Raw genomic sequence first — 20,392 nt, forward strand, 5'->3', positions numbered from 1 at the left:
TCCGTATCGCTTCATATGGTTTCTCCTTTGTTGTTTGCATTGGCCCCGGACTCCTCGTCCGGGGTATTTTTTTGCCCGCAGCCAGCAGGCCTTCTCCCGCCGCGGCGAAGCGGCACTGCAGCAGCCAGAATTGCCTCTCGCAATTTCCTGATCTTGCTCTAACCTGAATTTGGGATCCGGGCTTAAGCTTTCGCGCAAGCCGGGTTCCCGCACAGCAAGCTGTTTCTTCCTCGGGGCGTAGCGGTTCCCCCTTGCCGCCACGCCTCTCTTTTTGCCCGCCGCGCATGCAGGCGTGCTAGCCTGAGCGGCCGAACCTGCGCGAAAGCCCGCGATGCCCGACACCGCTACCCTGTACGATTTCACGCCGCTGGCGCTTGACGGCAGCCCCTATCCCTTGTCGCGCCACCGCGGCGAAGTGTTGCTGATCGTCAACACCGCGAGCCGTTGCGGCTTTACGCCGCAGTACGCGGAGCTCGAGGTGCTGTTCGAGCGCTACCGCGCGCAAGGCTTTTGCGTGCTGGCCTTCCCGTGCAACCAGTTTGGCGAGCAGGAGCCGGGCGATAGTGCCGAGATCGGCGCGTTCTGCCAGCGCAACTACGGCGTAAGCTTTCCGGTGATGGCCAAGGTCGACGTCAACGGCGCACAGGCCGACCCTGTATGGCGCTTCCTGACCCAGGAAAAACCCGGCTTGCTGGGCCTGCCTGCGATCAAGTGGAACTTCACCAAGTTTCTGGTCGGCCGCGACGGCCGTGTCGTCGAACGCTACGCGCCGCAGACGCGGCCGGCCAAGCTGGCAGCCGACATCGAAAGCCTGCTCTGAACGCGAAGGAAGCCGCGCAAGGCGGCTTCCTGACGGGCTTGTTGCCTGGCTGACGCTCAGGCTTTCGGCACCATCTCGTCAAGCTGGCTGTTCAGTTCCGCTTCCATGTCGCGGATCGCGGCAGCGAGCAGGTCGCCCGCCAGGCACTGGATGTCGCGCTCGAATAGCGCCGACATCGCCATCAGTTCCGCGTACAGCTCGTGGCTGACGGCCGCCTTCAGCGGCGGGCCGCCGCTCGGGCAGAAGAGATCCTGAGTCTGCTTGTTGGCTTCCAGCGTGGCCAGCAGCGTCTTGATCGCGTGTCCCATGATGTCCTCCCTTGCCTGTGCCGCCGTCAGGCGGCTTCCCTGTTTCAGCCTAGGCGGCGCAAGGGCGGCAGGGTAGCGGCAAGTGACACGCGCCTGATCTGGATCAATTACTCTAACTCGAAGCCCTGCAGCACGTTGACCGCGTTGACGCCGATCGGCTCGACCGCGTAGCCGCCCTCGAAGCAGAACTGGGTCGGCAGGCCCAGCCGAGCGAGGCGCTGGCCGATGCGCAGGAAGTCGTCATGCGCGAGCGAGAAGCGCGAGATCGGGTCGCCCTCGTAGGTGTCAACGCCGAGCGAAATCACCAGCGCGTCCGCGCCATACGCGTCGATGCGCTTGCACGCGGCTTCCAGCGCGGCAAACCAGGCGTCCACACTGCTGCCGGCGGCGAGCGGGAAGTTCGCGTTGTAGCCCAGGCCCGCACCTTCGCCGGTCTCGTCGGCGTGGCCGAGGAAGAACGGGTACTCGGTGCGCGGGTCGCCGTGGATGGACAAAAACAGCACGTCGTCGCGCTGGTAGAAGATGTCCTGCGTGCCGTTGCCGTGGTGGTAGTCGACGTCGAGCAAGGCGACGCGGCGGGCGCCCCCCGCGCGCAGGCGTTCGGCGGCGATGGCGGCGTTGTTGAAGTAGCAGTAGCCGCCGCAGTAGTCGCGCGCGGCGTGGTGGCCGGGCGGGCGGGTCAGCGCGAACGCGCTACGCGCGCCGCCCAGGAGGTGGTCGGCGGCGGTGACCGCGACGTTGGCGGCGCCGGTGATCGCCTGCCAGGTGCCAGCGGTCAGCGGGGTGCCGGCGTCCATCGAGTAGTAGCAGAGCTGCCCTTCGACGTGGTCGGGGATGGTCGCGCGCAGGCGGCGGACTTGCCACATCTTGGGCAGGGCGTCCCAGTCCCGGCCACCCTCGCTCCAGCGCTGCCATGCCGTCTCCCAGAAGCGCACATAGCCTTCGTCGTGCACGGCGAGCACCGGCGCGAGGCCGTGATCCTTCGGGGCGAGCACTTCGCCGAGGGCGCTGTCGCGCACGCGCGCGAGCACCATGTCGGCGCGTTCGGGTTTTTCGAAGCACGGCGTGATCGCGCCGTTGTAGAGCTCGGCGCGCCCCGCGTGCAGGCGGTGGGCGTCGGTGTAGACGGTCAGCATCTTGGGTGGGCCCGGGTCGGTAAAAGTGCGATGCTGCGCCGCGCGGGCGGGCGGGTCAAACGGCGGGCCGCCAAAACTTGACCCGCCGCAAATGTGGCTTCAAGCGTAAGCCGGCCGGGGTGTCGCGTCGGCGAAGCTTGCCGTGCCGTGCGCGGGTGCATGGTCCAGGCGGCGCACCGTGCCGGAGAGTTCGGCGAGCAGGGTGTCGAGGCGGCGGGTCGCCTGCGCGATGCGCTCGGTTTCGCTGAAGAGCTGGCCGCTCGCCTCGCCGACGGCGTGGATTTCCTGGCTGAAGTGGCCGAAAACCGCGTTCTGCCGGTTTTGCGCGGCGCTGACGGTGTCGAGCAGGGAGGCGAGCTCGTGCGTGCTCCTGATGATGCCGGTGAGTTTTTCCTGCGCAAGCTGCGCGTGCTCGCCGCCGGTCTTCATCTGCGCGTTGCCATCGCGCATGGCGACGATTGAAGACTGGGTGCCCTCGAGGATCAGCCGGATCTTGTCGCCGATGTCGAGCGTCGCCTTCTGCGTGCGCTCGGCCAGCTTCCTGACTTCGTCGGCGACCACCGCGAAGCCGCGGCCGGATTCGCCGGCGCGCGCGGCCTCGATCGCCGCGTTGAGCGCCAGCAGGTTGGTCTGGTCGGCGATCTCGCGGATCATCTGCACGATATTGTCGACCTCGGCGCTGCGCTCGCCCAGTTCCTCCAGCTTTTGTGCCGCCTGGCGGATCACCGCGCGCGCGTCCGAGAGCTGGCGCACCGCAAGGTCCATCGCCTCGCCGCCGCCGTTGGCCGCCGCGCCGGTTTCGCCTGCGGTGCGGCTCGCGCGTTCGGCGCCCTCGGCGTTTTGCGCGTTGAGCGCCGTCATCTGGCCGACTTCGCCGACCATCGAATCCGAGCGCTGTTTCTGCTCGCCCATGGTGCGTGCCATCGACGCCGAACTGGCGGCGATGTCGCGGCTCTCGGCACCGGCCGCGTCGATCGAGCGGGTGACCTGGTCCATCATCTCGCGCAGCGCCTGCGACGCGCGCTCGCTGTCGCGGCGTGCGGCTTCCAGCCGCTCGAAGCCGCGGCTCTTGGCCTTCTCGAACGACAGCGACAGGATGAACACGGTCAATGCGAGTCCGACCAGCGACTTGGCCTGCAGCACCGGAAACTCTTCGTGCGGGATCGGGGTCGGCGGCAACAGGCCCGCTTGCGACGCGAGCAGCACGCCGACGATGGCCAGCAGGGTCAGCGCCGCCCATACCATGCCGCTGATGCGGCCGCCGACGAACACCGCGGCGACGGGGACGGCGGCGAACCAGACCGTGCTGGTCGACAGGATGCCGCCGTTGACGATCACCATCCAGTTGACGAGGCCGAACAGGCAGCACACCACATACTCGGCGGTCAGCTTCACCCAGCCGGTCGCCTTGAGCACGAACACCCCCACCAGCAGCGCGACGCAGCCGGCGAGGATGCCTTCGCCCATCAGTGCGTGGCCGAGCTTGAAGTAGGACAGCGCGAACAGCGGGGCGAGCAGGCCGGCGGTCAGCGCGGCGCTGACCAGGGTGCGGGCGCGGATCAGCAGCTCGGGCTGGGTACGTACTTCGGGCGGGATGAACCACTCAAGCAGTGACTGGACGTTCATGGCAGGTCTCCTCGTGTTGTTGGCGTGTGGCCGGTCGAAGTGCCGGCCTATCTTATGACGCACGACTGTAAAACAACCGTTTTAAAACGGCAACTTAACGTTTCACGCAATCAGGGTTTCCGGCAAGGGGTGGTTGATGCGGTATGAGTTGGGGCACAATAGCAAGCTCGCCCGCAACCGGGCCGAGTCCCCCCGGAAACGCCGATGAAACGCCTGCTGCTGTCCCTGTTCTGCCTGATGCTGATCCCGAGCGCGAGCCACGCGGCGGCCTACCGCGACCGCGCGTGGCCGCTGACGCTCGACGTGCCCGAGGGCTGGCGGGTGAGCGCCGTCGGCGAGGGCGCCAAGCGCGAGCTGGCTGCGCACCCCAAAAGCATGGAAGACCGCGAGCGCGGCGACGCGCGCGCGCGCTTCACCTGGCGCAAGGCGGGCAGGGGCGACGTGCTCGGCCGGCTCGAGCGGCGCTACCGCAAGGCGTCCGGTGGCCGCGAGGCGGCCGACGCGGTCCGGCTGGACCGCAAGCGGGGGCGGCTCGAAGTCGATTACCGGCAAAGCGAGAACGTCGCCAACGGCCTGTGGATCGTGCGCCGCCACCTGCGGGTCATGCAGCTTGGCGCCGACGGCCGCCAGTTGCTGGACGCCGACTGTAGCGCCAACGCGTCCGAGTTCCACCACTACCGGCAGGACTTCGCGCGGCTGTGCCGCAGCCTGCGCGTGGGCGGGAGCAAACGATGACGGGGCAGGTGTCCCGCCTGCCATGGGTCGGCGTGCGCCCACGCGCGCTTGGCGCGTGGTGGATGGTGCTCGCCGCCGCCGCCTTCGCGCTGATGGGCGTCTGCGTGAAGCTGGGCGCCAGCCGGCATGGCCCGTTCGAGATCCTGTTCTGGCGCACGCTCCTGGGGGCGCTGGTGCTCTCCGGCCTGATGGCGCTGCGCGGCCAGTCGCCGCGCACGCCGCATCTGGGTGCGCACGCCAAGCGCGCGCTGATCGGCTACGCGTCGATGGGAATGCTGTTCTACGCGCTCGCCAGCCTTCCCCTGTCGACCGCCATCACCCTCAACTACACGTCTTCGCTGTTTTTCGTGCTGTTGTGCGTGGCGAAGCTGGGCGATAGGCCGTCGGCCGCGCTGCTGGGGGCGCTGGCGCTGGGTTTTTCCGGCGTGATCGTGTTGTTGCAGCCGAGTTTCTCGTCGGGGTTGTGGTGGCCGACGCTGATCGGGCTGGGCTCGGGTGTATGTGCCGGTTTCGCGGTGTTCCAGGTGCGCGAGCTTGGCCAGTTGGGCGAGCCCGCCTGGCGCACCGTGTTCTGGTTCTTCTGGATCGCCAGCGGCGTCGGCGCGCTGCTGCTCGCGCTGGGGCCGGGTTTCTCGGCGCCGGACGAGGCGAGCCTCACCGCGCTCGCCGGGGTCGCGGTGTCCGGCCTCGCCGGCCAGCTTTGCATGACCCGCGCCTACCGCGAAGGGCGGCGCTTCGCGGTGGCGAGTCTGGCCTACCTGACCGTGGTGTTTTCGGCCTTGCTGGGCTTCGTGTTGTGGGGCGAGCCCCTAGGGGCTTCCAGCGTCGCCGCGATGGCCATGGTGATTGCCTCGGGCGTGCTTGCCGCGCGCCTGTCACGCTAGAAACCGACTGATGAAGAATTTTTTTGCGAACGCCGGCGTGCGGCTGGGCGCCGGCTGGATGGTCGTCGCCGCGCTCCTGTTTGCCCTGATGGGCGTGTTCGTCAAGCTCGGCTCGGCGACGCTCTCGTCGGTCGAGCTGGTGTTCTGGCGCTCGCTGTTCGGCGTGGTGCTGATCGGCGTGCCGGCGCTCGCGCGCCGCCAACGCTTCGCGACGCCTAACTGGCCGGTCCATCTGCGCCGAGGCGTGGTCGCGTACTGCTCGCTATTGGGCTACTTCTACGCGATCGTGCATCTGCCGCTGTCGACCGCGGTCACCCTCAACTACACCTCGCCGATGTTCCTCGCGCTGCTCTCGGTGCTGCTGCTTCGCGAGCGGCTGCGTGCGCGCGCGCTTGCCGCGGGCTTTGCCGGCGTCGTGCTGCTGCTCAAACCGACGCTCGCCGCCGACGCCTGGCTCGCCGGCGTGCTCGGACTCTCGTCGGGGCTGCTCGCCGGCTGGTCCTACCTGCAGGTGCGCGAGCTAGGGCGGCGGGGCGAGCCCGAGTGGCGGGTGGTGTTCTTCTTCGCGCTGGTGTCGACCGTCGGCGGTGCGCTCCTGATTCCGCTTACCGGCGACTGGCAGGTGCCGGATGCTGACGCGTGGCTGGCGATCGCCGGCGTCGGGCTGACCGCGACGCTCGCGCAACTGGCGATGACCCGCGCGTACAAGGTCGGCAGCAAGCTGTTCGCGGCGAACCTCTCTTACCTGACCGTGGTGTTCTCGACGCTGCTGGGGGTAGGGCTGTGGGGCGAGCCGCTGCCGCCGTCGTCCATCGCTGCCATAGTATTGATTGTCGTCAGTGGCATCGTCGCCGGACGGCGGTAGAATGAGCACAGCATAACCACTGCAGGAAAGGCATACCATGATCTCGATCCGCGAACAGGACTACGGCCTCGACGTCGCGCTCTTCAACGAGTTTACCCTCGCCGACTTCAAGCTGTTCGAGGAAGCGCTGATGAAGCGGCTGGCCGAGCACGGCAAGCCGGACGTGCTGCTCGACCTCTCCGAGATGCGCGACTTCACCATCGACATGGCGATCGAGGAGGTGAAGTTCGTGCGCGCGCACGAGGAGGACTTCGGCCGCATCGCCATCATCGTCGACGACGTGTGGATCAAGCTCGCCGCGCACCTGGCCGGCATGCTGTCCGACGCCAAGGCGCAGTACTTCGAGACCGCCGAAGAGGCGCAGGTCTGGCTCGCGCGCGCCGGCTGACGCTTGCAATCGCCGCAACCGGCGGTAGAGTAGCGGCTTTTCCCGGTTGATACGGAAAGCCGCATGATCCCATCCATCGAGCGCCGCCTCGCCGCCGAACTCTCGGTGCGCGAATCGCAGGTTGCCGCGACCGTCGCGCTGATCGACGAGGGCGCGACCGTTCCCTTTATCGCCCGCTACCGCAAGGAAGTCACCGGCGGGTTAGACGACACCCAGTTGCGCACGCTTGCCGAACGGCTGACCTATTTGCGCGAACTGGACGCGCGCCGGCAGGTGGTCCTCGCCAGCATCGCCGAGCAGGGCAAGCTCGATGCGCCCTTGCAGGCCGCGATCGAGGCGGCCGACAACAAGACCACGCTCGAAGACCTGTATCTCCCCTACAAGCCCAAGCGGCGCACCCGTGCGCAGATCGCACGCGAGGCCGGGCTCGAGCCCTTGGCCTTGTCGCTGCTGGAAAACCCCACGCTCACGCCCGAAGACGCCGCCCTCGAATACGTGGACGCGGAGAAGGGTGTGGCGGACGCCAAGGCCGCGCTCGACGGCGCGCGCGCCATCCTGATCGAACGCTTCGCCGAGGACGCCGAGCTGATCGGCCGCCTGCGCGAGCGGCTGTGGGCCGAGGGCGAACTCGCTGCCCGCGTGATCGAGGGCAAGGAAGGCGAGGGCGCCAAGTTCTCCGACTACTTCGACCACCGCGAGCCGGTCCGCACGCTGCCCTCGCACCGCGCGCTGGCCATCCTGCGCGCGCGCGGCGAGGGGGTGCTCACCGTTGCTCTCAAGTACCAGCCGGACGACACGCCGGCGTCCGAACGCTCGGTGTACGAGGGGCTGATCGCGGCGCGTTTCGGCGTGGCCGACCAGGGCCGGCCCGCCGACAAGTGGCTGCTCGACACCGTGCGCCTCGCCTGGCGCGCCAAGGTGTTCCTCTCGCTCGAAATAGAACTGGTCGGCCGGCTGAAGGAAGCGGCCGACGGCGACGCCATCCGCGTGTTCGCCGCCAACCTGCACGACCTGCTGCTCGCCGCACCGGCCGGCCGCCGTGCGACGCTGGGCCTCGACCCGGGCTTGCGCACCGGCGTGAAGGTCGCGGTGGTCGACGACACCGGCAAGCTGGTCGACACCGCCACCGTCTACCCGCACGAGCCGCGCCGCGACTGGAACGGCGCGCTCGCGACCCTGGCGCGGCTGTGCGTGAAGCACAAGGTCGAGCTGATCGCGATCGGCAACGGCACCGCCAGCCGCGAGACCGACAAGCTCGCCGGCGAACTCTTGCGCGGCCTACCCGAGCTTTCGATGCACAAGGTGGTAGTCTCCGAGGCCGGCGCTTCGGTGTATTCGGCGTCCGAGCTTGCCGCGCGCGAATTCCCCGACCTCGACGTCTCCATCCGCGGCGCGGTGTCGATCGCGCGCCGCCTGCAGGACCCGCTGGCGGAGCTGGTGAAGATCGAGCCCAAGAGCATCGGCGTCGGCCAGTACCAGCACGACGTCAACCAGAGCCAGCTCGCGAAGAGCCTGGACGCGGTGGTCGAGGACTGCGTGAACGCGGTCGGCGTCGACGTCAACATCGCGTCGGCGCCGCTCTTGGCGCGCATCTCCGGCCTCAATGCGACGCTGGCGGGCAATATCGTCGCCTACCGCGACGCGCACGGCGCGTTCGCCGACCGCAAGGCGCTCATGAAGGTGCCGCGGCTGGGCGAGAAGACCTTCGAGCAGGCGGCGGGCTTCTTGCGGGTGATCGGCGGCGCCAATCCGCTGGACGCTTCCGCAGTCCACCCCGAGGCGTACCCGCTGGTCGAGAAGATCGTCAAGGCGAGCGGCCGCGCGGTTGCGAGCGTGATCGGCGACAGTGGCTACCTCAAGTCGCTGCGTGCCGCCGATTACACCGACGAGCGCTTCGGCCTGCCGACGGTGGTCGACATCCTGAAGGAGCTGGACAAGCCCGGCCGCGACCCGCGTCCGGCGTTCAAGACCGCCACCTTCCAGGACGGCGTCGAGGACATCAAGGACCTGGTTCCGGGCATGCTGCTCGAGGGCGTGGTCAGCAACGTCGCCGCCTTCGGCGCCTTCGTCGACATCGGCGTGCACCAGGACGGCCTCGTGCATATCTCGGCCTTGTCGAACAAGTTCGTCGACGACCCGCGCAAGGTGGTGAAGGCCGGCGACGTGGTGCGCGTGAAGGTGCTCGAGGTCGACGTGCCGCGCAAGCGCATCGCGCTGACCATGCGGCTGGACGACAAGGCGCCGGCCGCAGCTGCCGCCGCCGAGCGGCGCAGCGGGCCGCGCACGGGGCAGGGGGCCGGTCAGGGCAAGGGCCGCGCGCCGGAGAAGGCGCCGCAGAACAACGCGATGGCCGAGGCGTTTGCCCGCCTCAAGCGCTAGTGTAAAATGCGCCCGCTCTCCAACCCCGCCGCCCGGCGGGGTTTGTTTTTTAAAGATCGAGATGAGGACCGGCTGGATGTTCAAGAAACTGTTTGCGCTGGGCGCCGCCCTGCTGCTTTGCCTGCCACTGGGCGTGCAGGCCGGGAGCCGCCAGCAGGCGTTGGACGTTGCGCTCTCCCGCTACGGCGATGCCGTCACCTTCGTGCTGGTCGACGCCGACACCGGTGAAACGCTCGCGTACAACCCAAAACGCGCCGCGACGCCCTACCTGCCGGCGTCGACCTTCAAGTTCGTCAACAGCCTTATCGCGCTCGACACCGCCGTCGTGCCGTCGGCGGTCTCGGTGTTCTGGCGTTACGACGGCCGGCCGGTGTTTCTGGACGCGTGGAAGCAGGACATGAACCTTGGCCAGGCCTTCGCCGCGTCCAACGTGCCGGCCTACCAGCAAATCGCGCGCGCGATCGGCCCTGCGCGCATGCAGGCGGCGCTGGATAAGCTCGGTTACGGCAACCGCAACATCGGCCCGGCCGTCGACAGCTTCTGGCTGGAGGGCGGCGCGCTCAGGATCAGCGCGAACGAGCAGGCGGCCTTCCTCGCCAGGCTCGCGCGCGGCCGCCTGCCGCTGCCTGCCACGGTGCAGGCGTCGGTGCGCGGGATCGCGCTCAAGGAAAGTGGTGACGGGTGGCGGCTCTATGGCAAGACCGGCTGGAGCGGGCGCCAGCTGCCGTCGGTCGGCTGGTACGCGGGCTGGGTCGAGCAGGGCGGCAAGGCGTACGCGTTCGCGCTGAACATGGAAGTCGCGGGCGGCCGCATGGACGAGTTGCCCAAGCGCGAGGCGATCGCGCGCGAGGCGCTGGCCGCGCTGGGGCTGGCCAACTGACGCGGGCGCGGGGCGCACCTCATTGGCATGGGGGCGCTTAGGGTTTATCTTCTGGCGGTTAGCCGAACAGAGACCGTCATGACCCTTCCCCTGCAGTTTGCTGCCCATTCCTACGCGTCCCCGCAAGCTGGGACGCGCCTGATCGTCCTCGGCGCCGTGCACGGCAACGAGGTATGCGGCACCGCGGCGATCCGCCGCATGGTGCGCGAGTTCGACGCCGGCGAGCGTGCGCTCAAGGCGGGCGCCGTCACCTTCGTGCCGGTGACCAACCCGCTGGCCTACAACAAGGGCGAGCGCTCGGGCGACCGCAACCTCAACCGCAACCTCGCGCCGACCGACACCCCGCGCGAATTCGAGGACCATATCGCCAACTGGCTGTGCCCGCTCTTGGCCCGCCACGACGTGCTGCTCGATTTGCATTCCTTCCAGTCGCGCGGCGAGGCCTTCGTGTTTGTCGGCCCGCATGACAACACGGACGCGCTCGAACCCTTCGCGCACGCCGCGAAGGAGGAGGCGCTGGCGCGCCGTCTGGGCGTGAACCGCGCGGTCGACGGCTGGCTGTCGACCTACGCGCTGGGGGTGAAGCGCCGTATCGAGCGCTACGGCGAGGCGGCGACCCGCCAGGCCGAACTGAACAGCGACCCGCGCTACGGCATGGGCACCACCGAGTGGATGCGCCGCAGCGGCGGCTGGGCGCTGACGCTCGAATGCGGCCGCCACGACGACCCGGCCGCGCCGGAAGTTGCCTACCGCGCGATCGAGCGCACGCTCGCCCATCTGGGCCTGATCGACGCCGCCGACCCGGCACCCGAGCAGGGCATCGAGTCGCTGTCGCTCTACGAGGTGGTCGACCGCCTGCACGCGGACGACGCGTTCGACCGTGAGTGGACCAGCTTCGACGCGGTGACCAAGGGCGAGCGCATCGGCACCCGCGCCGACGGCACGCCGGTGCTGGCGGTGGACGACGGGCGCATCGTGTTCCCCAACACCAAGGCGCAGGCCGGGCAGGAGTGGTTCTACCTTGCCCGCGACAGCGGCCGGCTCGGCTAAACGCGTACGGCCGGCCGCCTGGCGGTGGTGGCCGGGCACCGGTTCGGCCATGCGTGCTGGCGCGGAAGACAAATAAGGCTATTGTCATATATAGTGCAAGGTTATTCAGACCTTGCATATCGATATTGAGCCCGACCATGTTTTCCCTGCGCAAGTTGCTGTTGCGGCAATCCCTTGTTTTTGCCCTGCTTCTGTCCATCGGCTGTTTTGCGCTCTGGCTGGAGGGGCGCGACTTGCTGGCGGCCAGCCAGTCGGCCCGGCAATCCGAGGCAGCCGTGCGCCAGTTCAAGGACCTGCGCTTTCATGTGGTGCAGGTGCAGCAGTTCCTGACCGACGCCTCGGCGGTCGGCGAGGCCGACTTTTCCGACGCCAGGCAGCACTACACGGCGGCACAGGCGCTGCTGGCCGACTTGCAGCGTCAGCAGCCAGGGCAGGCCGCCGCGCTGGACGCGGTGGCGGCCCGCCTGCCGTCCTACTACCAGACTGGTGAAAAGATGGCGCTCGCCTATATCCGCGAGGGGCGGGACGCCGGCAACGCGCTGATGAAGGGCGCTGGCGGTTTCGACCAGGAGGCGCTGGCCTTGACCTCGGCGCTGGACCAGTTGTCCGCGGCGCTCGAAGCCCGGGCGGCGCATGCGGACGGCGAGCTGTCCGGCTCCCTGCATTCGATGGTCCATTTCGGGCTGGCCGTCGCCGTGGCCGCCTTGCTGCTGCTGCTGGGCAGCAACCTGTTGCTGGGGCGGCGGTTATTCGCCCTGCTCGGCGGCGAGCCAGCCCATGCCTTGCGCATGGCGAGCGAAGTGGCTGCCGGCAAGCTGCACGAACCCAAGGCCAGCTATCCGCCAGACAGCCTGCTTGGCCAGCTTGAACGCATGGTCGTGCAGCTGGCCGACCATATGCGGCGCATCCATCAGGTCAGTCAGCAGATTTCGGTGTCGTCCTACCAGATTTCCGATATCAGCAACGATATCGTGACGGTCAACACCCAGCAGTCGACGCAGGCGGGCGAGGTGAACCAGATTTCCGACGCGCTGCTCGGCACCGCCGACCAGGTCAAGCAGTTGTCCAACGAGACGCTTGCGCAGGTGCGTGACGCGCTCGAACGTGTCGAGAACGGCCGCGCGGCCGTGGCGCGCAGCCAGCAGGAGCTCGCCAATATCGCCGCGCAGGCGCGCGAGGCCGAGAACCGTTTCGGCGAGCTGAGCAAGGCCGGCGACAATATCGGCCTGATCGTCGACACCATCCGCCGCATCACCGAGCAGACCAACATCCTGTCGCTGAACGCTGCGATCGAGGCGGCCCGCGCCGGCGAGGCCGGGCGCGGCTTTGCCGTGGTGGCGGACGAGGTGCGCGGGCTCGCCCAGCGCACCTCGCTGGCCGCCAACGACATCATGCGCATCGTCGAGCATTTTGGTGGCTCGCTCTGCGCGTGCCGCGAGGCGATGGAAGCGATCGAGCACAGCCTCGCGGCCGGGCTTGAACAATCGAGGCAGAGCTCCCGTTGCATGGACGTGATCGCGGACAGCACCCAGGCCACCCGTGCGTGCGCCGAGGGCATCCACCGGGTGGTCGACGAGCAGAACCGCCACCTGGGCAGCCAGACCCGCCAGCTCTCCGGGCTGTACACGACGCTCGAACAGAGCACTTCGCGCATCAACATCACCGACGTGATCAGCCAGGACCTCTACCAGGTGGCCGGGCAGATGAGCGCCTTGCTCGCGGACTTCCAGTTCGACAAGGGCGGGGGGCAGGCGGGCGAGTCGGACGAGCAGCGCGCCGAGCCGCGCGCGGACAACAAGCTGGTCGTCGTGCTCGAGCAAGGTGGCGTGCGCGAGGAGGGCATTTCACAGAACTTGTCGCTCGGGGGCATGCTGGTCAGGCTGCCGCAGGCGCTACCGGACGCCGCCGCGCCGGTGCAGCTCGAATTGCGTCCGCCGCAGGCCTCGCTCGACGCGTATCGCAGCCAGCAGCCTATCCGTCTGTCCGGCCGCATCGTCCGCCAGACGGCCGAGGGCGCATTGACGGCGGTTGCCATCCAGTTCAGCGCCGACCCGGCCGCGCGCGAGCAACTGAAGGCCTGCCTGAACCAGCTCGGGCGGCCGGTCCACTACGCGTAGCCGCGCGCGCGTGGCCTACGCCGTGCACAGCGTGCGCAGGTAGGCGCCGGCGGTCTTCAGGTCGTCGGCGATCGCGCCAGCCACGCCGTTTGCGTCGTCGCTTTCCAGCGCCCGCAGTAGGGCGGTGTGCGCGTCGTTCATGCTCGCCCATACCGCCGGGTCCTGCTGCAGGCGGTTGGAGATCGGGCCGACGTACAGCCACACCGTCTCGATCAGCGTCATCAGCATGGGCGAATTTGCCGCCCGGTACAGCGCGAGGTGGAACGCCTCGTTCGCGTCCAGATAGCCCTTCACGTCGTTTGCTGCGATCGCCGCGTCCATCTTGCCCACCAGCGCCTGCAGCGCGGCGCGCTGTGCAGGGTTCAGCCTCTGCGCGCCCAGGCGCGCCGCCTCGCCCTCGAGCAGGATGCGGGTGGCGAGGATGTCGTCGAAGGCGCCGACATCCAGTTGCGGCACGGTCACCCCGCAGTTGGGGACGTTGATCAGCGCCTTCTCGGCGACCAGCCGCTGCAGCGCGGTGCGTACCGGCATGGTGCCGACGCCAAGCTCCGCGGCGAGGGGCTGGATCTTCAGCCGCTCGCCCGGCAGCCAGCGCCCGAGCATCAGCGCTTCGCGCAGCCGCTGGTAGGTCTGGTCCTGCAGGGTCGAGGCGTCGTCGGTCTTCATGGTGCATCGCGAGAGTTTGGGGTCGGCCGAGCATAGCAGGGCGGCGTTTCGCTGCCAATATTTGATCAAATGTTGACATGCAGATTTGATCAAATCTATGCTGCGTTCACATGAGGGTAGCCGGCGCACGCAGGCCGCCGCCCGCCACGGCAAGGAAGAGACCCATGAACGAAGCGATGCAGGCCTTTATCCGCGAACACGCGATCCACGAGATCGAGTGCGTGATTCCCGACATGACGGGGATGGCACGCGGCAAGATCGTCCCGAAAAACCTGTTCCTCGCCGAGGACAGCATGAAGATGTCGCGCGCGGTGCTGACCATCACCGTCAACGGCGAGTTCGCCGACTACGCGCGCTTCGCCGGCGCCCACGACCCGGACATGGTATGCGTGCCCGACGCCTCGACCATCCGCCTGGTGCCGTGGGCAATGGAGCAGGTGGCGGTGGTGATCCACGACTGCGAGGACTTCGACGGCAAGCCGATCGCCATGTCGCCGCGCGCGGTGCTGCGCAAGGTGCTGGGGCTTTACGAGGCGCGCGGCTGGCGGCCGGTGGTGGCGCCGGAGATGGAGTTCTACCTGATCGCGCAGAACAACAACGCGCACGAGCCCTTGCGCCCGCCGACCGGGCGCGCCGGGCGCAGCGAGATCGGCCGGCAGAGCTTCTCGATCGACGCGGTCAACGACTTCGACCCCTTCTTCCAGGAACTCTCGACCTTCTGCAGCGCGGCCGAACTGAAGGTCGAGACGCTGATCCACGAGGTTGGCGCCTGCCAGATGGAGATCAACTTCAGCCACGGCGACGCGCTGGCGCTGGCCGACCAGGTGTTCCTCTTCAAGCGCGCGGTGCGCGAGACCGCGTACCGCCACGGCATCTTCGCGACCTTCATGGCCAAGCCGATGGAGGGCGAGCCGGGCAGCGCCATGCATATCCACCAGAGCGTGGTCGACACCGCCACCGGCCGCAACGTGTTCAGCCGCGACGACGGCAGCGCGAGCGAACTCTTCTTCCACCACATCGGCGGCATGCAGCGCTACCTGCCGGCGGTGATGCCGATGCTGGCCCCCTACGTCAACTCCTACCGCCGGCTGACCCGCCACGCCGCCGCGCCGATCAACGTGCGCTGGGGGTACGACAACCGCACCTGCGGCATCCGCGTGCCGCCGTCCGGGTCGGAGGCGCGCCGCGTGGAAAACCGCGTGCCGGGCGTCGACGTCAACCCTTATCTTGCGATGGCGGCGACGCTCGCCTGCGGCTATCTGGGCATGGTGCAGGGCCTGGGGCCCTCAGCGCCGATGGAGGGTAGCGCGTACGACCTCGACTTCGAGCTGCCGCGCAGCCTGGAAGACGCGGTCGAGCTGATGCAGGCGTCCAGCGAACTCTCCGAGATCCTCGGCCGCGAATTTGTCGACGCCTTCTGCGCGGTCAAGGAGAAGGAGTTCGAGACCTTCAACCGCGGCATCACCGCGTGGGAACGCGAACACCTGCAACTGCACGTCTAAGGGGAAACGGTATGGAACAAAACACAAAGACCCTGCGCCACGGCGTGAACTGGGACAAGGCGCTGCAACTGCGCGAGCGCGAGCGCTCGGCCTTCGCCGCCGCGCGGCCGCGCTCGCGCTCGCTGTCGGCGGATGCCGCCGAACACCTGATGTTCGGCGTGCCGCTGCACTGGATGGACGACTGGTCGACGCCGTTCACGCTGTACGTGGCAGCGGCACAGGGCGCCAGCATCCGCGACGTCGACGGTTTTAGCTACACCGACTTCTGCCTGGGCGACACCGGCGCCATGTTCGGCCACGCACCGGCGCCGGTTGCCCGCGCCATCGCGGCGCAGTGCCAGCGCGGCTTCACCACCATGCTGCCGTCGCCCGACGCGCCGTGGGTGGCGGCCGAGCTCTCCCGCCGCTTCGGCATGGACAAGTGGCAGTTCGCGCTGAGCGCGAGCGACGCCAACCGCTTCGCGATCCGCTGGGCGCGCGCGATCACCGGCCGCGACAAGATCCTGGTGTTCAACGGCTGCTACCACGGCACCGTCGACGACGTGTTCGTCGACCTGGAAGGCGGCCGCCCGGTGCAGCGCGCGAGCCTGCTGGGCCAGGTCTACCCGCTCACGGAACACACCCGCGTCGTCGAATTCAATGACCTCTCCGCCTTGCAAGCCGCGCTGGCCGAGGGCGACGTCGCTTGCGTGCTGGCCGAACCTGCGATGACCAATATCGGCATGGTGTTGCCGGAAGACGGCTACTGGCCGGCGGCCGAGGCGCTGATCCGCGAGGCGGGCGCGCTGCTCTTGATCGACGAGACGCACACCATCAGCTCCGGCCCCGGCGGCTACGCGCGCGAAAACGGCATGGCGCCCGACATCGTGGTGCTGGGCAAGCCGGTGGCAGGCGGCATGCCGTGCGCGGTGTACGGCTTTTCCGCCGACACCGCGCGCCGCGCCGAACACGCCAAGCGCGAAGCGCCGGCCGGCCACTCCGGCATCGGCACCACGCTCAGCGCCAACATGCTGGCGATGGCGGCGATGCGCGCGAACCTCGCCGAGGTGATGACCGACGACGCCTACCGCACCATGTTTGGCCTGGCCGGGCAACTGGCGGCCGGCCTGCGCGAGAGCATCGCGCGGCACGGCCTGCCGTGGTGCGTGACGCAGGTGGGCGCGCGTACCGAATTCCAGTTCTGCCCGGTGCCGCCGAAAAACGGCACGGAAGCGGACGCGATTCTGGATGGCGAGCTCGAACAGATCGTGCACCTCTACCTGCTCAACCGCGGCCTGTTGATCACGCCCTTCCACAACATGATGCTGGTGTGCCCGGACACCCGCCCAGCCGACATCGCCCGCTTCATCGCAGTGTTCGACGCACTGCTCGCCGAGCTGAAAGGCTGACATGCACCCGCTGTTTGCATTGCAGGGCAAGCGCGCGCTGGTGACCGGCGCCGGCAGCGATGCCGGCATCGGCTTCGCGTCGGCGCGCCTGCTCGCCGAGCTGGGCGCCGAGGTGGTGCTGGTGTCGACCACCGCGCGCATCCACGCGCGCGCGGAAGAATTGCGCGCCGCCGGCCACGCGGCCGAGGGCAGGGTGTGCGACCTCTCCGTTCGCGAAGCAGTGAGGGCGCTCGCCGCGGCGCTCGGCACGGTCGACATCCTGGTCAACAACGCCGGGATGGCGCAATTGGGCGTGCCCGAGGCGTTCGCGCCGTTTCACGAGGGCAGCGACGACGACTGGGACGCGGCGATTACCCGCAACCTGACCACCTGCTACAACGTCACCCGCGCCTTCTTGCCGGCGATGGTCGCGCAGGGCTGGGGTCGGGTGGTGAACGTGAGCAGCGTGACCGGCCCGTTGGTCAGCAACCCGGGCGAGGCGGCGTACAGCGCGGCCAAGGCGGCGATGGTGGGGATGAGCCGTAGCATCGCGCTCGACGTCGCCCGCTTCGGCGTCACCATCAATAACGTCGCGCCCGGCTGGGTGGCGACCGCGTCGCAGACCGACAGCGAAATCGCCGCGTCGCGCCACACGCCCCATGGGCGCGCCGGCACTCCCGCAGAAATGGCGGCGATGGTCGCCTTCCTGGCGAGCCCGGGCGCAAGCTACATCACCGGCCAGCTGATGGTGGTCGACGGCGGCAACTGCCTGCAGGAGAAGAAAGGCGCATGAACATCGATACCCGAATCTTTGCGCCGGGCCTGTTCGCCGGCAAGGTGGTGCTGATCGTCGGCGCCGCCGGCGGCGTCGGCAGCGCTTGCGCCCGAGAGCTCTCGCAGCTTGGCGCGTCGCTCGCGCTGGCCGACCACCCGCGCGCGCAACTTGCCGCGCTGGCGAGTGAGTGCGGTGGCGTGGCGCTGACCGCCGACATCACCCGCGTCGGCGAGTGCGAGCGGCTGGTCGCCGACGTGCTCGCGCACTACGGGCGGCTGGACGCGCTAATCAACTGCGCCGGGGTGTGGGTAGAGGGCGACAGCGCCGAAGCGAGCGAAGAGGACTGGCAGCGCTGCATCGACGTCAACCTGAAGGGCGCGTTCTTCCTGTGCAGCCGGGCGATCCCGGCGCTGAAACAGAGCCGCGGGGCGATTGTCAACGTGAGCTCCGACGCGGGGGTGGTCGGCAACGCCGGCGCCGCCATCTATTGCGCGAGCAAGGGCGGGCTCACCGTAATGAGCAAGGCGCTCGCGCTGGAACTTGCGCCCTTCGGCGTGCGGGTCAACGCGCTGTGCCCGTCCGACATCATGAGCCCGATGCTGCAGTTCCAGGCCGACCGCTACGGCAACGGCGACCCGGCGGCGTACTTCGCCGGCCTGCTCGCGCACTACCCGCAACGCGAAGCCGCGCGCTTTATCACGCCGGACGAAGTCGCCGCCTACGTCGCCTTCCTGCTGTCTCCCGCCGCGGCGGCGGTCAGCGGCGCCAGCGCCGCGCTCGACTTCGGGTTGACTGCAGGGTATTGAGCGCAGGGCTGACCGGTTGTACAGCCCGCCGCAGCCGCTGCAAGGTAGGGCGGTATGGGCTACGCCGGGGGGCAGCAGCGGGACCCTGGTTCGTCTTCCCCCTTCAGCCAGGGATTTCACTGTGCCTTTAGATGGGGGGCTAAGGGTGGCAGGTCAGGACGCCGCAGGGCAAGCAAGAATGAAACGATGCCCAGCGCAGCCATGCCGAAGCCCCTCCGCTTGAACGAGGGGTTAGCCCTCAACAACAACCTTGGCGTAGCAACCCCTGTCAATATCAACAACCTCGACGGATATCTGGGTGGCCATCCCTGTTCCCGACGGAACCTGTTCCTGCAGCGTTTGCAGTATCCGCAGCGATAGATCTTGTTTGATCTGGAGGCTCCTGCCTGAAAGGATGAACAACCGGGCAGCAACAAAGGCACGCCCGTTAGGTTGTTCACCTATGCGGAACGTTGAAATACAGTGGGCCCGACTCTTGACGTCAACTTCTTCGAAGTGTCCTGAAGCCACCAGTGCAACGTTTGCGGCAGCCAGGCAGGCGCTGGGATCAAACTGTGTCAGATTTTCGCTGTATTCGACGATGAGATGTGGCATTTGAGTGGTGATATCAAAGTTAACTGGTTTCAGATCCCGCGGGCGGCCCACTCCGTGCTGACGAAGGCAACGATCCAGACTAGAGCGAGACCTCTCCGGATTACGGTGCTCGCAGACGATGGTCAGCGGGTCATTCGGGCCCAGACGCAGGAACTGCGCAGTTCCACAACGATACGTTCCTGTGTTGGCGTCAACGTGGTCTGTAAACAGTGTGCCGTGTGGGTGCGAGTCTCGACACTCTCGCGCTGCTTCCATTTGCGGGTAGTGTCGACGGTGACGTTATAACGGGCAGCCAGTTCGACCAGCGTGCTGGTGGTCTGGCGGATTTCGGCTTGGATGGCTGGCGAGCTGCTGGCCTGCTTGTGAAGTTTGACGATCATCAGGATTCAGTCTGTAGCGTTTGCAGAAGCTTACCCAAACCCTCGCGGGCAAGGGTAAGTTTCCATATGCGTTTGCGCAGATGATCGTCGGGGATGCGACAGTTAGGCATGTGTGTCTAGCAGAACAAAATGTGGAATTGAAAGCAAGTTGATATAATTGAAACGAATTTCGCGCGTTTGCTTTCCATTTTGTTTTAATGGGCGAGGCTTGAAGTGGCTTTTTGGAACAAAGGGGAAGAATAGAACTTTTTGACGCTGTTCACCACATGCATTCCACTTGAAATTCACGATGAGTGGAGGGGGAAGGTAGCCGGCTTTTAGTGTTTTTTCGAGCACGCTCCAGCCTGATCCAAGAATTTCATTTTTCGGCTCGCAGTTATTGGTTTTAACTTGAGCGCGAAACATGCATGCAGAGCATTGAACGTCATATACCGGATAGTTTTTGGGGAGCTGCATCAGCTTGTTCTTGCAGTGCGGACATTTGATTATGTCGATTACCTCACGTTCACCATAATGGCCAGCCTCAGTGTTTGAAGTCATAACTCACCTTTTAGTGTTTTGCTGAATCACCAGAAGCGGCGCGTTGCCGGATCGCTTGTTCACATGCCTAACGCTGGAGTTAAGCGGCCGCGCGTAGCGCGGCCCGCTTGAACGTCTTGTTATGTTTAAAACGGTAAATCATCTGGCTCATTTAGCTGATTTACCGTTGTCTCAACTGAGGCTGCCAACGCCTCAACTTTATCTAGAAGCTCCAATACTGACTGCTTGGATACTTCAATTGCATTGCCTTCTTTGGTGTGGCCGGCCCTATGAACACAATCATGACGCTTTATGACATCTTTGAAAAGCCATGATATGTCGCCAAAATCATGACCAAGCACTTCCTTGAACATCGGCTTGACCTTTTTAAGGTCATGAAAAATCAGTTTTTTGAGGTACGTAGCAACCGTAACTTTTAAAGTTGACTGCTCTTCGAATATTTCTTTTAGAGCCGCTAACAAAACCATATTGATGCCACGGGAGCGAGCCCCCATCTGGCTGGCATGAAGCGAAGTATTGTCAGCCAGAAGCTTTGGAAATCATTGCAGCCACTGCTGCCGGTCGTGCCCCGTTC

Annotated in this window: 21 protein-coding genes; 13 read left to right on the plus strand and 8 right to left on the minus strand. The window is 66.9% G+C overall.

Annotated elements, in window-relative coordinates; translation table 11 throughout:
* Positions 1-331: 331 nt before the first annotated feature.
* Positions 332-820: a glutathione peroxidase gene (locus tag GZH52_RS10295; protein ID WP_163316383.1), complete on the plus strand. Its 489-nt coding sequence runs from the start codon at positions 332-334 to the stop codon at positions 818-820.
* A gap of 56 nt (positions 821-876) precedes the next feature.
* Here GZH52_RS10295 and GZH52_RS10300 read toward each other — a convergent pair whose 3' ends face one another.
* The 3 genes from GZH52_RS10300 to GZH52_RS10310 form a co-directional block, all read right to left on the minus strand.
* The gene (locus tag GZH52_RS10300; protein WP_163316384.1) at positions 877-1,128 is read right to left on the minus strand and encodes a hypothetical protein; all 252 of its coding nucleotides are present in this window, start codon (positions 1,126-1,128) and stop codon (positions 877-879) included.
* Positions 1,129-1,235: 107 nt separating this feature from the next.
* Positions 1,236-2,264 carry a histone deacetylase family protein gene (locus GZH52_RS10305; RefSeq protein WP_163316385.1) on the minus strand — a complete coding sequence of 343 codons (1,029 nt, stop codon included), beginning with the start codon at positions 2,262-2,264 and terminating at the stop codon, positions 1,236-1,238.
* A 99-nt stretch (positions 2,265-2,363) separates the two neighbouring features.
* Positions 2,364-3,890, minus strand: a complete 1,527-nt coding sequence (locus tag GZH52_RS10310; RefSeq protein WP_163316386.1) for a methyl-accepting chemotaxis protein — start codon at positions 3,888-3,890, stop codon at positions 2,364-2,366.
* Positions 3,891-4,094: 204 nt separating this feature from the next.
* Here GZH52_RS10310 and GZH52_RS10315 point away from each other — a divergent pair, with 204 nt between their 5' ends.
* From GZH52_RS10315 to GZH52_RS10350, 8 genes are all read left to right on the plus strand, one after another.
* Positions 4,095-4,625 carry a hypothetical protein gene (locus tag GZH52_RS10315; protein ID WP_163316387.1) on the plus strand — a complete coding sequence of 177 codons (531 nt, stop codon included), beginning with the start codon at positions 4,095-4,097 and terminating at the stop codon, positions 4,623-4,625.
* Positions 4,622-5,509: a DMT family transporter gene (locus tag GZH52_RS10320; protein ID WP_239058091.1), complete on the plus strand. Its 888-nt coding sequence runs from the start codon at positions 4,622-4,624 to the stop codon at positions 5,507-5,509. Before GZH52_RS10315 ends, GZH52_RS10320 begins: the two co-directional genes overlap by 4 nt.
* Positions 5,510-5,519: 10 nt before the next feature.
* The gene (locus GZH52_RS10325) at positions 5,520-6,374 is read left to right on the plus strand and encodes a DMT family transporter (protein ID WP_239058092.1); all 855 of its coding nucleotides are present in this window, start codon (positions 5,520-5,522) and stop codon (positions 6,372-6,374) included.
* A 37-nt stretch (positions 6,375-6,411) separates the two neighbouring features.
* Positions 6,412-6,762: a SpoIIAA family protein gene (locus GZH52_RS10330; protein WP_163316388.1), complete on the plus strand. Its 351-nt coding sequence runs from the start codon at positions 6,412-6,414 to the stop codon at positions 6,760-6,762.
* Positions 6,763-6,825: 63 nt separating this feature from the next.
* Complete coding sequence (locus GZH52_RS10335) at positions 6,826-9,141, plus strand: Tex family protein (RefSeq protein ID WP_163316389.1); 2,316 nt, start codon at positions 6,826-6,828, stop codon at positions 9,139-9,141.
* Between the two features lie 76 nt (positions 9,142-9,217).
* Positions 9,218-10,021 (plus strand): penicillin-binding transpeptidase domain-containing protein, encoded by an 804-nt coding sequence (locus tag GZH52_RS10340; protein ID WP_163316390.1) that lies wholly within the window; start codon positions 9,218-9,220, stop codon positions 10,019-10,021.
* Between the two features lie 78 nt (positions 10,022-10,099).
* Entirely contained in the window at positions 10,100-11,071 is a 972-nt protein-coding gene (locus tag GZH52_RS10345; protein WP_163316391.1) for a M14 family metallopeptidase, read from the plus strand.
* A gap of 137 nt (positions 11,072-11,208) precedes the next feature.
* Positions 11,209-13,188, plus strand: coding sequence for a methyl-accepting chemotaxis protein (locus GZH52_RS10350; protein ID WP_163316392.1), 1,980 nt, complete (start codon positions 11,209-11,211; stop codon positions 13,186-13,188).
* 15 nt (positions 13,189-13,203) lie between these two features.
* Here GZH52_RS10350 and GZH52_RS10355 read toward each other — a convergent pair whose 3' ends face one another.
* Positions 13,204-13,854 (minus strand): GntR family transcriptional regulator, encoded by a 651-nt coding sequence (locus tag GZH52_RS10355; protein WP_163316393.1) that lies wholly within the window; start codon positions 13,852-13,854, stop codon positions 13,204-13,206.
* A gap of 164 nt (positions 13,855-14,018) precedes the next feature.
* Between GZH52_RS10355 and GZH52_RS10360 the strand changes: the two genes are divergently transcribed.
* Genes GZH52_RS10360 through GZH52_RS10375 form a run of 4 tightly spaced genes read left to right on the plus strand, consistent with a single transcriptional unit; the run spans position 14,019 to position 18,304 of the window.
* Positions 14,019-15,356: a glutamine synthetase family protein gene (locus GZH52_RS10360; protein ID WP_163316394.1), complete on the plus strand. Its 1,338-nt coding sequence runs from the start codon at positions 14,019-14,021 to the stop codon at positions 15,354-15,356.
* Positions 15,357-15,367: 11 nt separating this feature from the next.
* Positions 15,368-16,744, plus strand: coding sequence for an aspartate aminotransferase family protein (locus tag GZH52_RS10365; protein ID WP_163316395.1), 1,377 nt, complete (start codon positions 15,368-15,370; stop codon positions 16,742-16,744).
* Between the two features lies 1 nt (position 16,745).
* Positions 16,746-17,516, plus strand: coding sequence for an SDR family oxidoreductase (locus GZH52_RS10370; protein WP_163316396.1), 771 nt, complete (start codon positions 16,746-16,748; stop codon positions 17,514-17,516).
* The gene (locus GZH52_RS10375; RefSeq protein WP_163316397.1) at positions 17,513-18,304 is read left to right on the plus strand and encodes an SDR family NAD(P)-dependent oxidoreductase; all 792 of its coding nucleotides are present in this window, start codon (positions 17,513-17,515) and stop codon (positions 18,302-18,304) included. Before GZH52_RS10370 ends, GZH52_RS10375 begins: the two co-directional genes overlap by 4 nt.
* Positions 18,305-18,535: 231 nt before the next feature.
* On the opposite strand, the gene GZH52_RS10380 is transcribed toward GZH52_RS10375, so the two are convergent.
* From GZH52_RS10380 to GZH52_RS10395, 4 genes are all read right to left on the minus strand, one after another.
* Entirely contained in the window at positions 18,536-18,898 is a 363-nt protein-coding gene (locus tag GZH52_RS10380) for a 5-carboxymethyl-2-hydroxymuconate Delta-isomerase (RefSeq protein WP_163316398.1), read from the minus strand.
* 122 nt (positions 18,899-19,020) lie between these two features.
* Positions 19,021-19,278 carry a hypothetical protein gene (locus GZH52_RS10385; protein WP_163316399.1) on the minus strand — a complete coding sequence of 86 codons (258 nt, stop codon included), beginning with the start codon at positions 19,276-19,278 and terminating at the stop codon, positions 19,021-19,023.
* Between the two features lie 102 nt (positions 19,279-19,380).
* Positions 19,381-19,818: a DpnI domain-containing protein gene (locus tag GZH52_RS10390; RefSeq protein WP_163316400.1), complete on the minus strand. Its 438-nt coding sequence runs from the start codon at positions 19,816-19,818 to the stop codon at positions 19,381-19,383.
* A 125-nt stretch (positions 19,819-19,943) separates the two neighbouring features.
* Positions 19,944-20,312 carry a hypothetical protein gene (locus GZH52_RS10395; protein ID WP_203525714.1) on the minus strand — a complete coding sequence of 123 codons (369 nt, stop codon included), beginning with the start codon at positions 20,310-20,312 and terminating at the stop codon, positions 19,944-19,946.
* Positions 20,313-20,392: the final 80 nt, after the last annotated feature.

Source organism: Crenobacter caeni (assembly GCF_010435965.1).
GTDB classification, from domain to species: domain Bacteria; phylum Pseudomonadota; class Gammaproteobacteria; order Burkholderiales; family Chromobacteriaceae; genus Craterilacuibacter; species Craterilacuibacter caeni.

Bases quoted from the DNA above. Each gene is read 5' to 3' on its own strand.
- GZH52_RS10295 (WP_163316383.1), top strand. From the start codon at position 332: ATGCCCGACACCGCTACCCTGTACGATTTCACGCCGCTGGCGCTTGAC.
- GZH52_RS10300 (WP_163316384.1), bottom strand. From the start codon at position 1,128: ATGGGACACGCGATCAAGACGCTGCTGGCCACGCTGGAAGCCAACAAG.
- GZH52_RS10305 (WP_163316385.1), bottom strand. From the start codon at position 2,264: ATGCTGACCGTCTACACCGACGCCCACCGCCTGCACGCGGGGCGCGCC.
- GZH52_RS10310 (WP_163316386.1), bottom strand. From the start codon at position 3,890: ATGAACGTCCAGTCACTGCTTGAGTGGTTCATCCCGCCCGAAGTACGT.
- GZH52_RS10315 (WP_163316387.1), top strand. From the start codon at position 4,095: ATGAAACGCCTGCTGCTGTCCCTGTTCTGCCTGATGCTGATCCCGAGC.
- GZH52_RS10320 (WP_239058091.1), top strand. From the start codon at position 4,622: ATGACGGGGCAGGTGTCCCGCCTGCCATGGGTCGGCGTGCGCCCACGC.
- GZH52_RS10325 (WP_239058092.1), top strand. From the start codon at position 5,520: ATGAAGAATTTTTTTGCGAACGCCGGCGTGCGGCTGGGCGCCGGCTGG.
- GZH52_RS10330 (WP_163316388.1), top strand. From the start codon at position 6,412: ATGATCTCGATCCGCGAACAGGACTACGGCCTCGACGTCGCGCTCTTC.
- GZH52_RS10335 (WP_163316389.1), top strand. From the start codon at position 6,826: ATGATCCCATCCATCGAGCGCCGCCTCGCCGCCGAACTCTCGGTGCGC.
- GZH52_RS10340 (WP_163316390.1), top strand. From the start codon at position 9,218: ATGTTCAAGAAACTGTTTGCGCTGGGCGCCGCCCTGCTGCTTTGCCTG.
- GZH52_RS10345 (WP_163316391.1), top strand. From the start codon at position 10,100: ATGACCCTTCCCCTGCAGTTTGCTGCCCATTCCTACGCGTCCCCGCAA.
- GZH52_RS10350 (WP_163316392.1), top strand. From the start codon at position 11,209: ATGTTTTCCCTGCGCAAGTTGCTGTTGCGGCAATCCCTTGTTTTTGCC.
- GZH52_RS10355 (WP_163316393.1), bottom strand. From the start codon at position 13,854: ATGAAGACCGACGACGCCTCGACCCTGCAGGACCAGACCTACCAGCGG.
- GZH52_RS10360 (WP_163316394.1), top strand. From the start codon at position 14,019: ATGAACGAAGCGATGCAGGCCTTTATCCGCGAACACGCGATCCACGAG.
- GZH52_RS10365 (WP_163316395.1), top strand. From the start codon at position 15,368: ATGGAACAAAACACAAAGACCCTGCGCCACGGCGTGAACTGGGACAAG.
- GZH52_RS10370 (WP_163316396.1), top strand. From the start codon at position 16,746: ATGCACCCGCTGTTTGCATTGCAGGGCAAGCGCGCGCTGGTGACCGGC.
- GZH52_RS10375 (WP_163316397.1), top strand. From the start codon at position 17,513: ATGAACATCGATACCCGAATCTTTGCGCCGGGCCTGTTCGCCGGCAAG.
- GZH52_RS10380 (WP_163316398.1), bottom strand. From the start codon at position 18,898: ATGCCACATCTCATCGTCGAATACAGCGAAAATCTGACACAGTTTGAT.
- GZH52_RS10385 (WP_163316399.1), bottom strand. From the start codon at position 19,278: ATGATCGTCAAACTTCACAAGCAGGCCAGCAGCTCGCCAGCCATCCAA.
- GZH52_RS10390 (WP_163316400.1), bottom strand. From the start codon at position 19,818: ATGACTTCAAACACTGAGGCTGGCCATTATGGTGAACGTGAGGTAATC.
- GZH52_RS10395 (WP_203525714.1), bottom strand. From the start codon at position 20,312: ATGGGGGCTCGCTCCCGTGGCATCAATATGGTTTTGTTAGCGGCTCTA.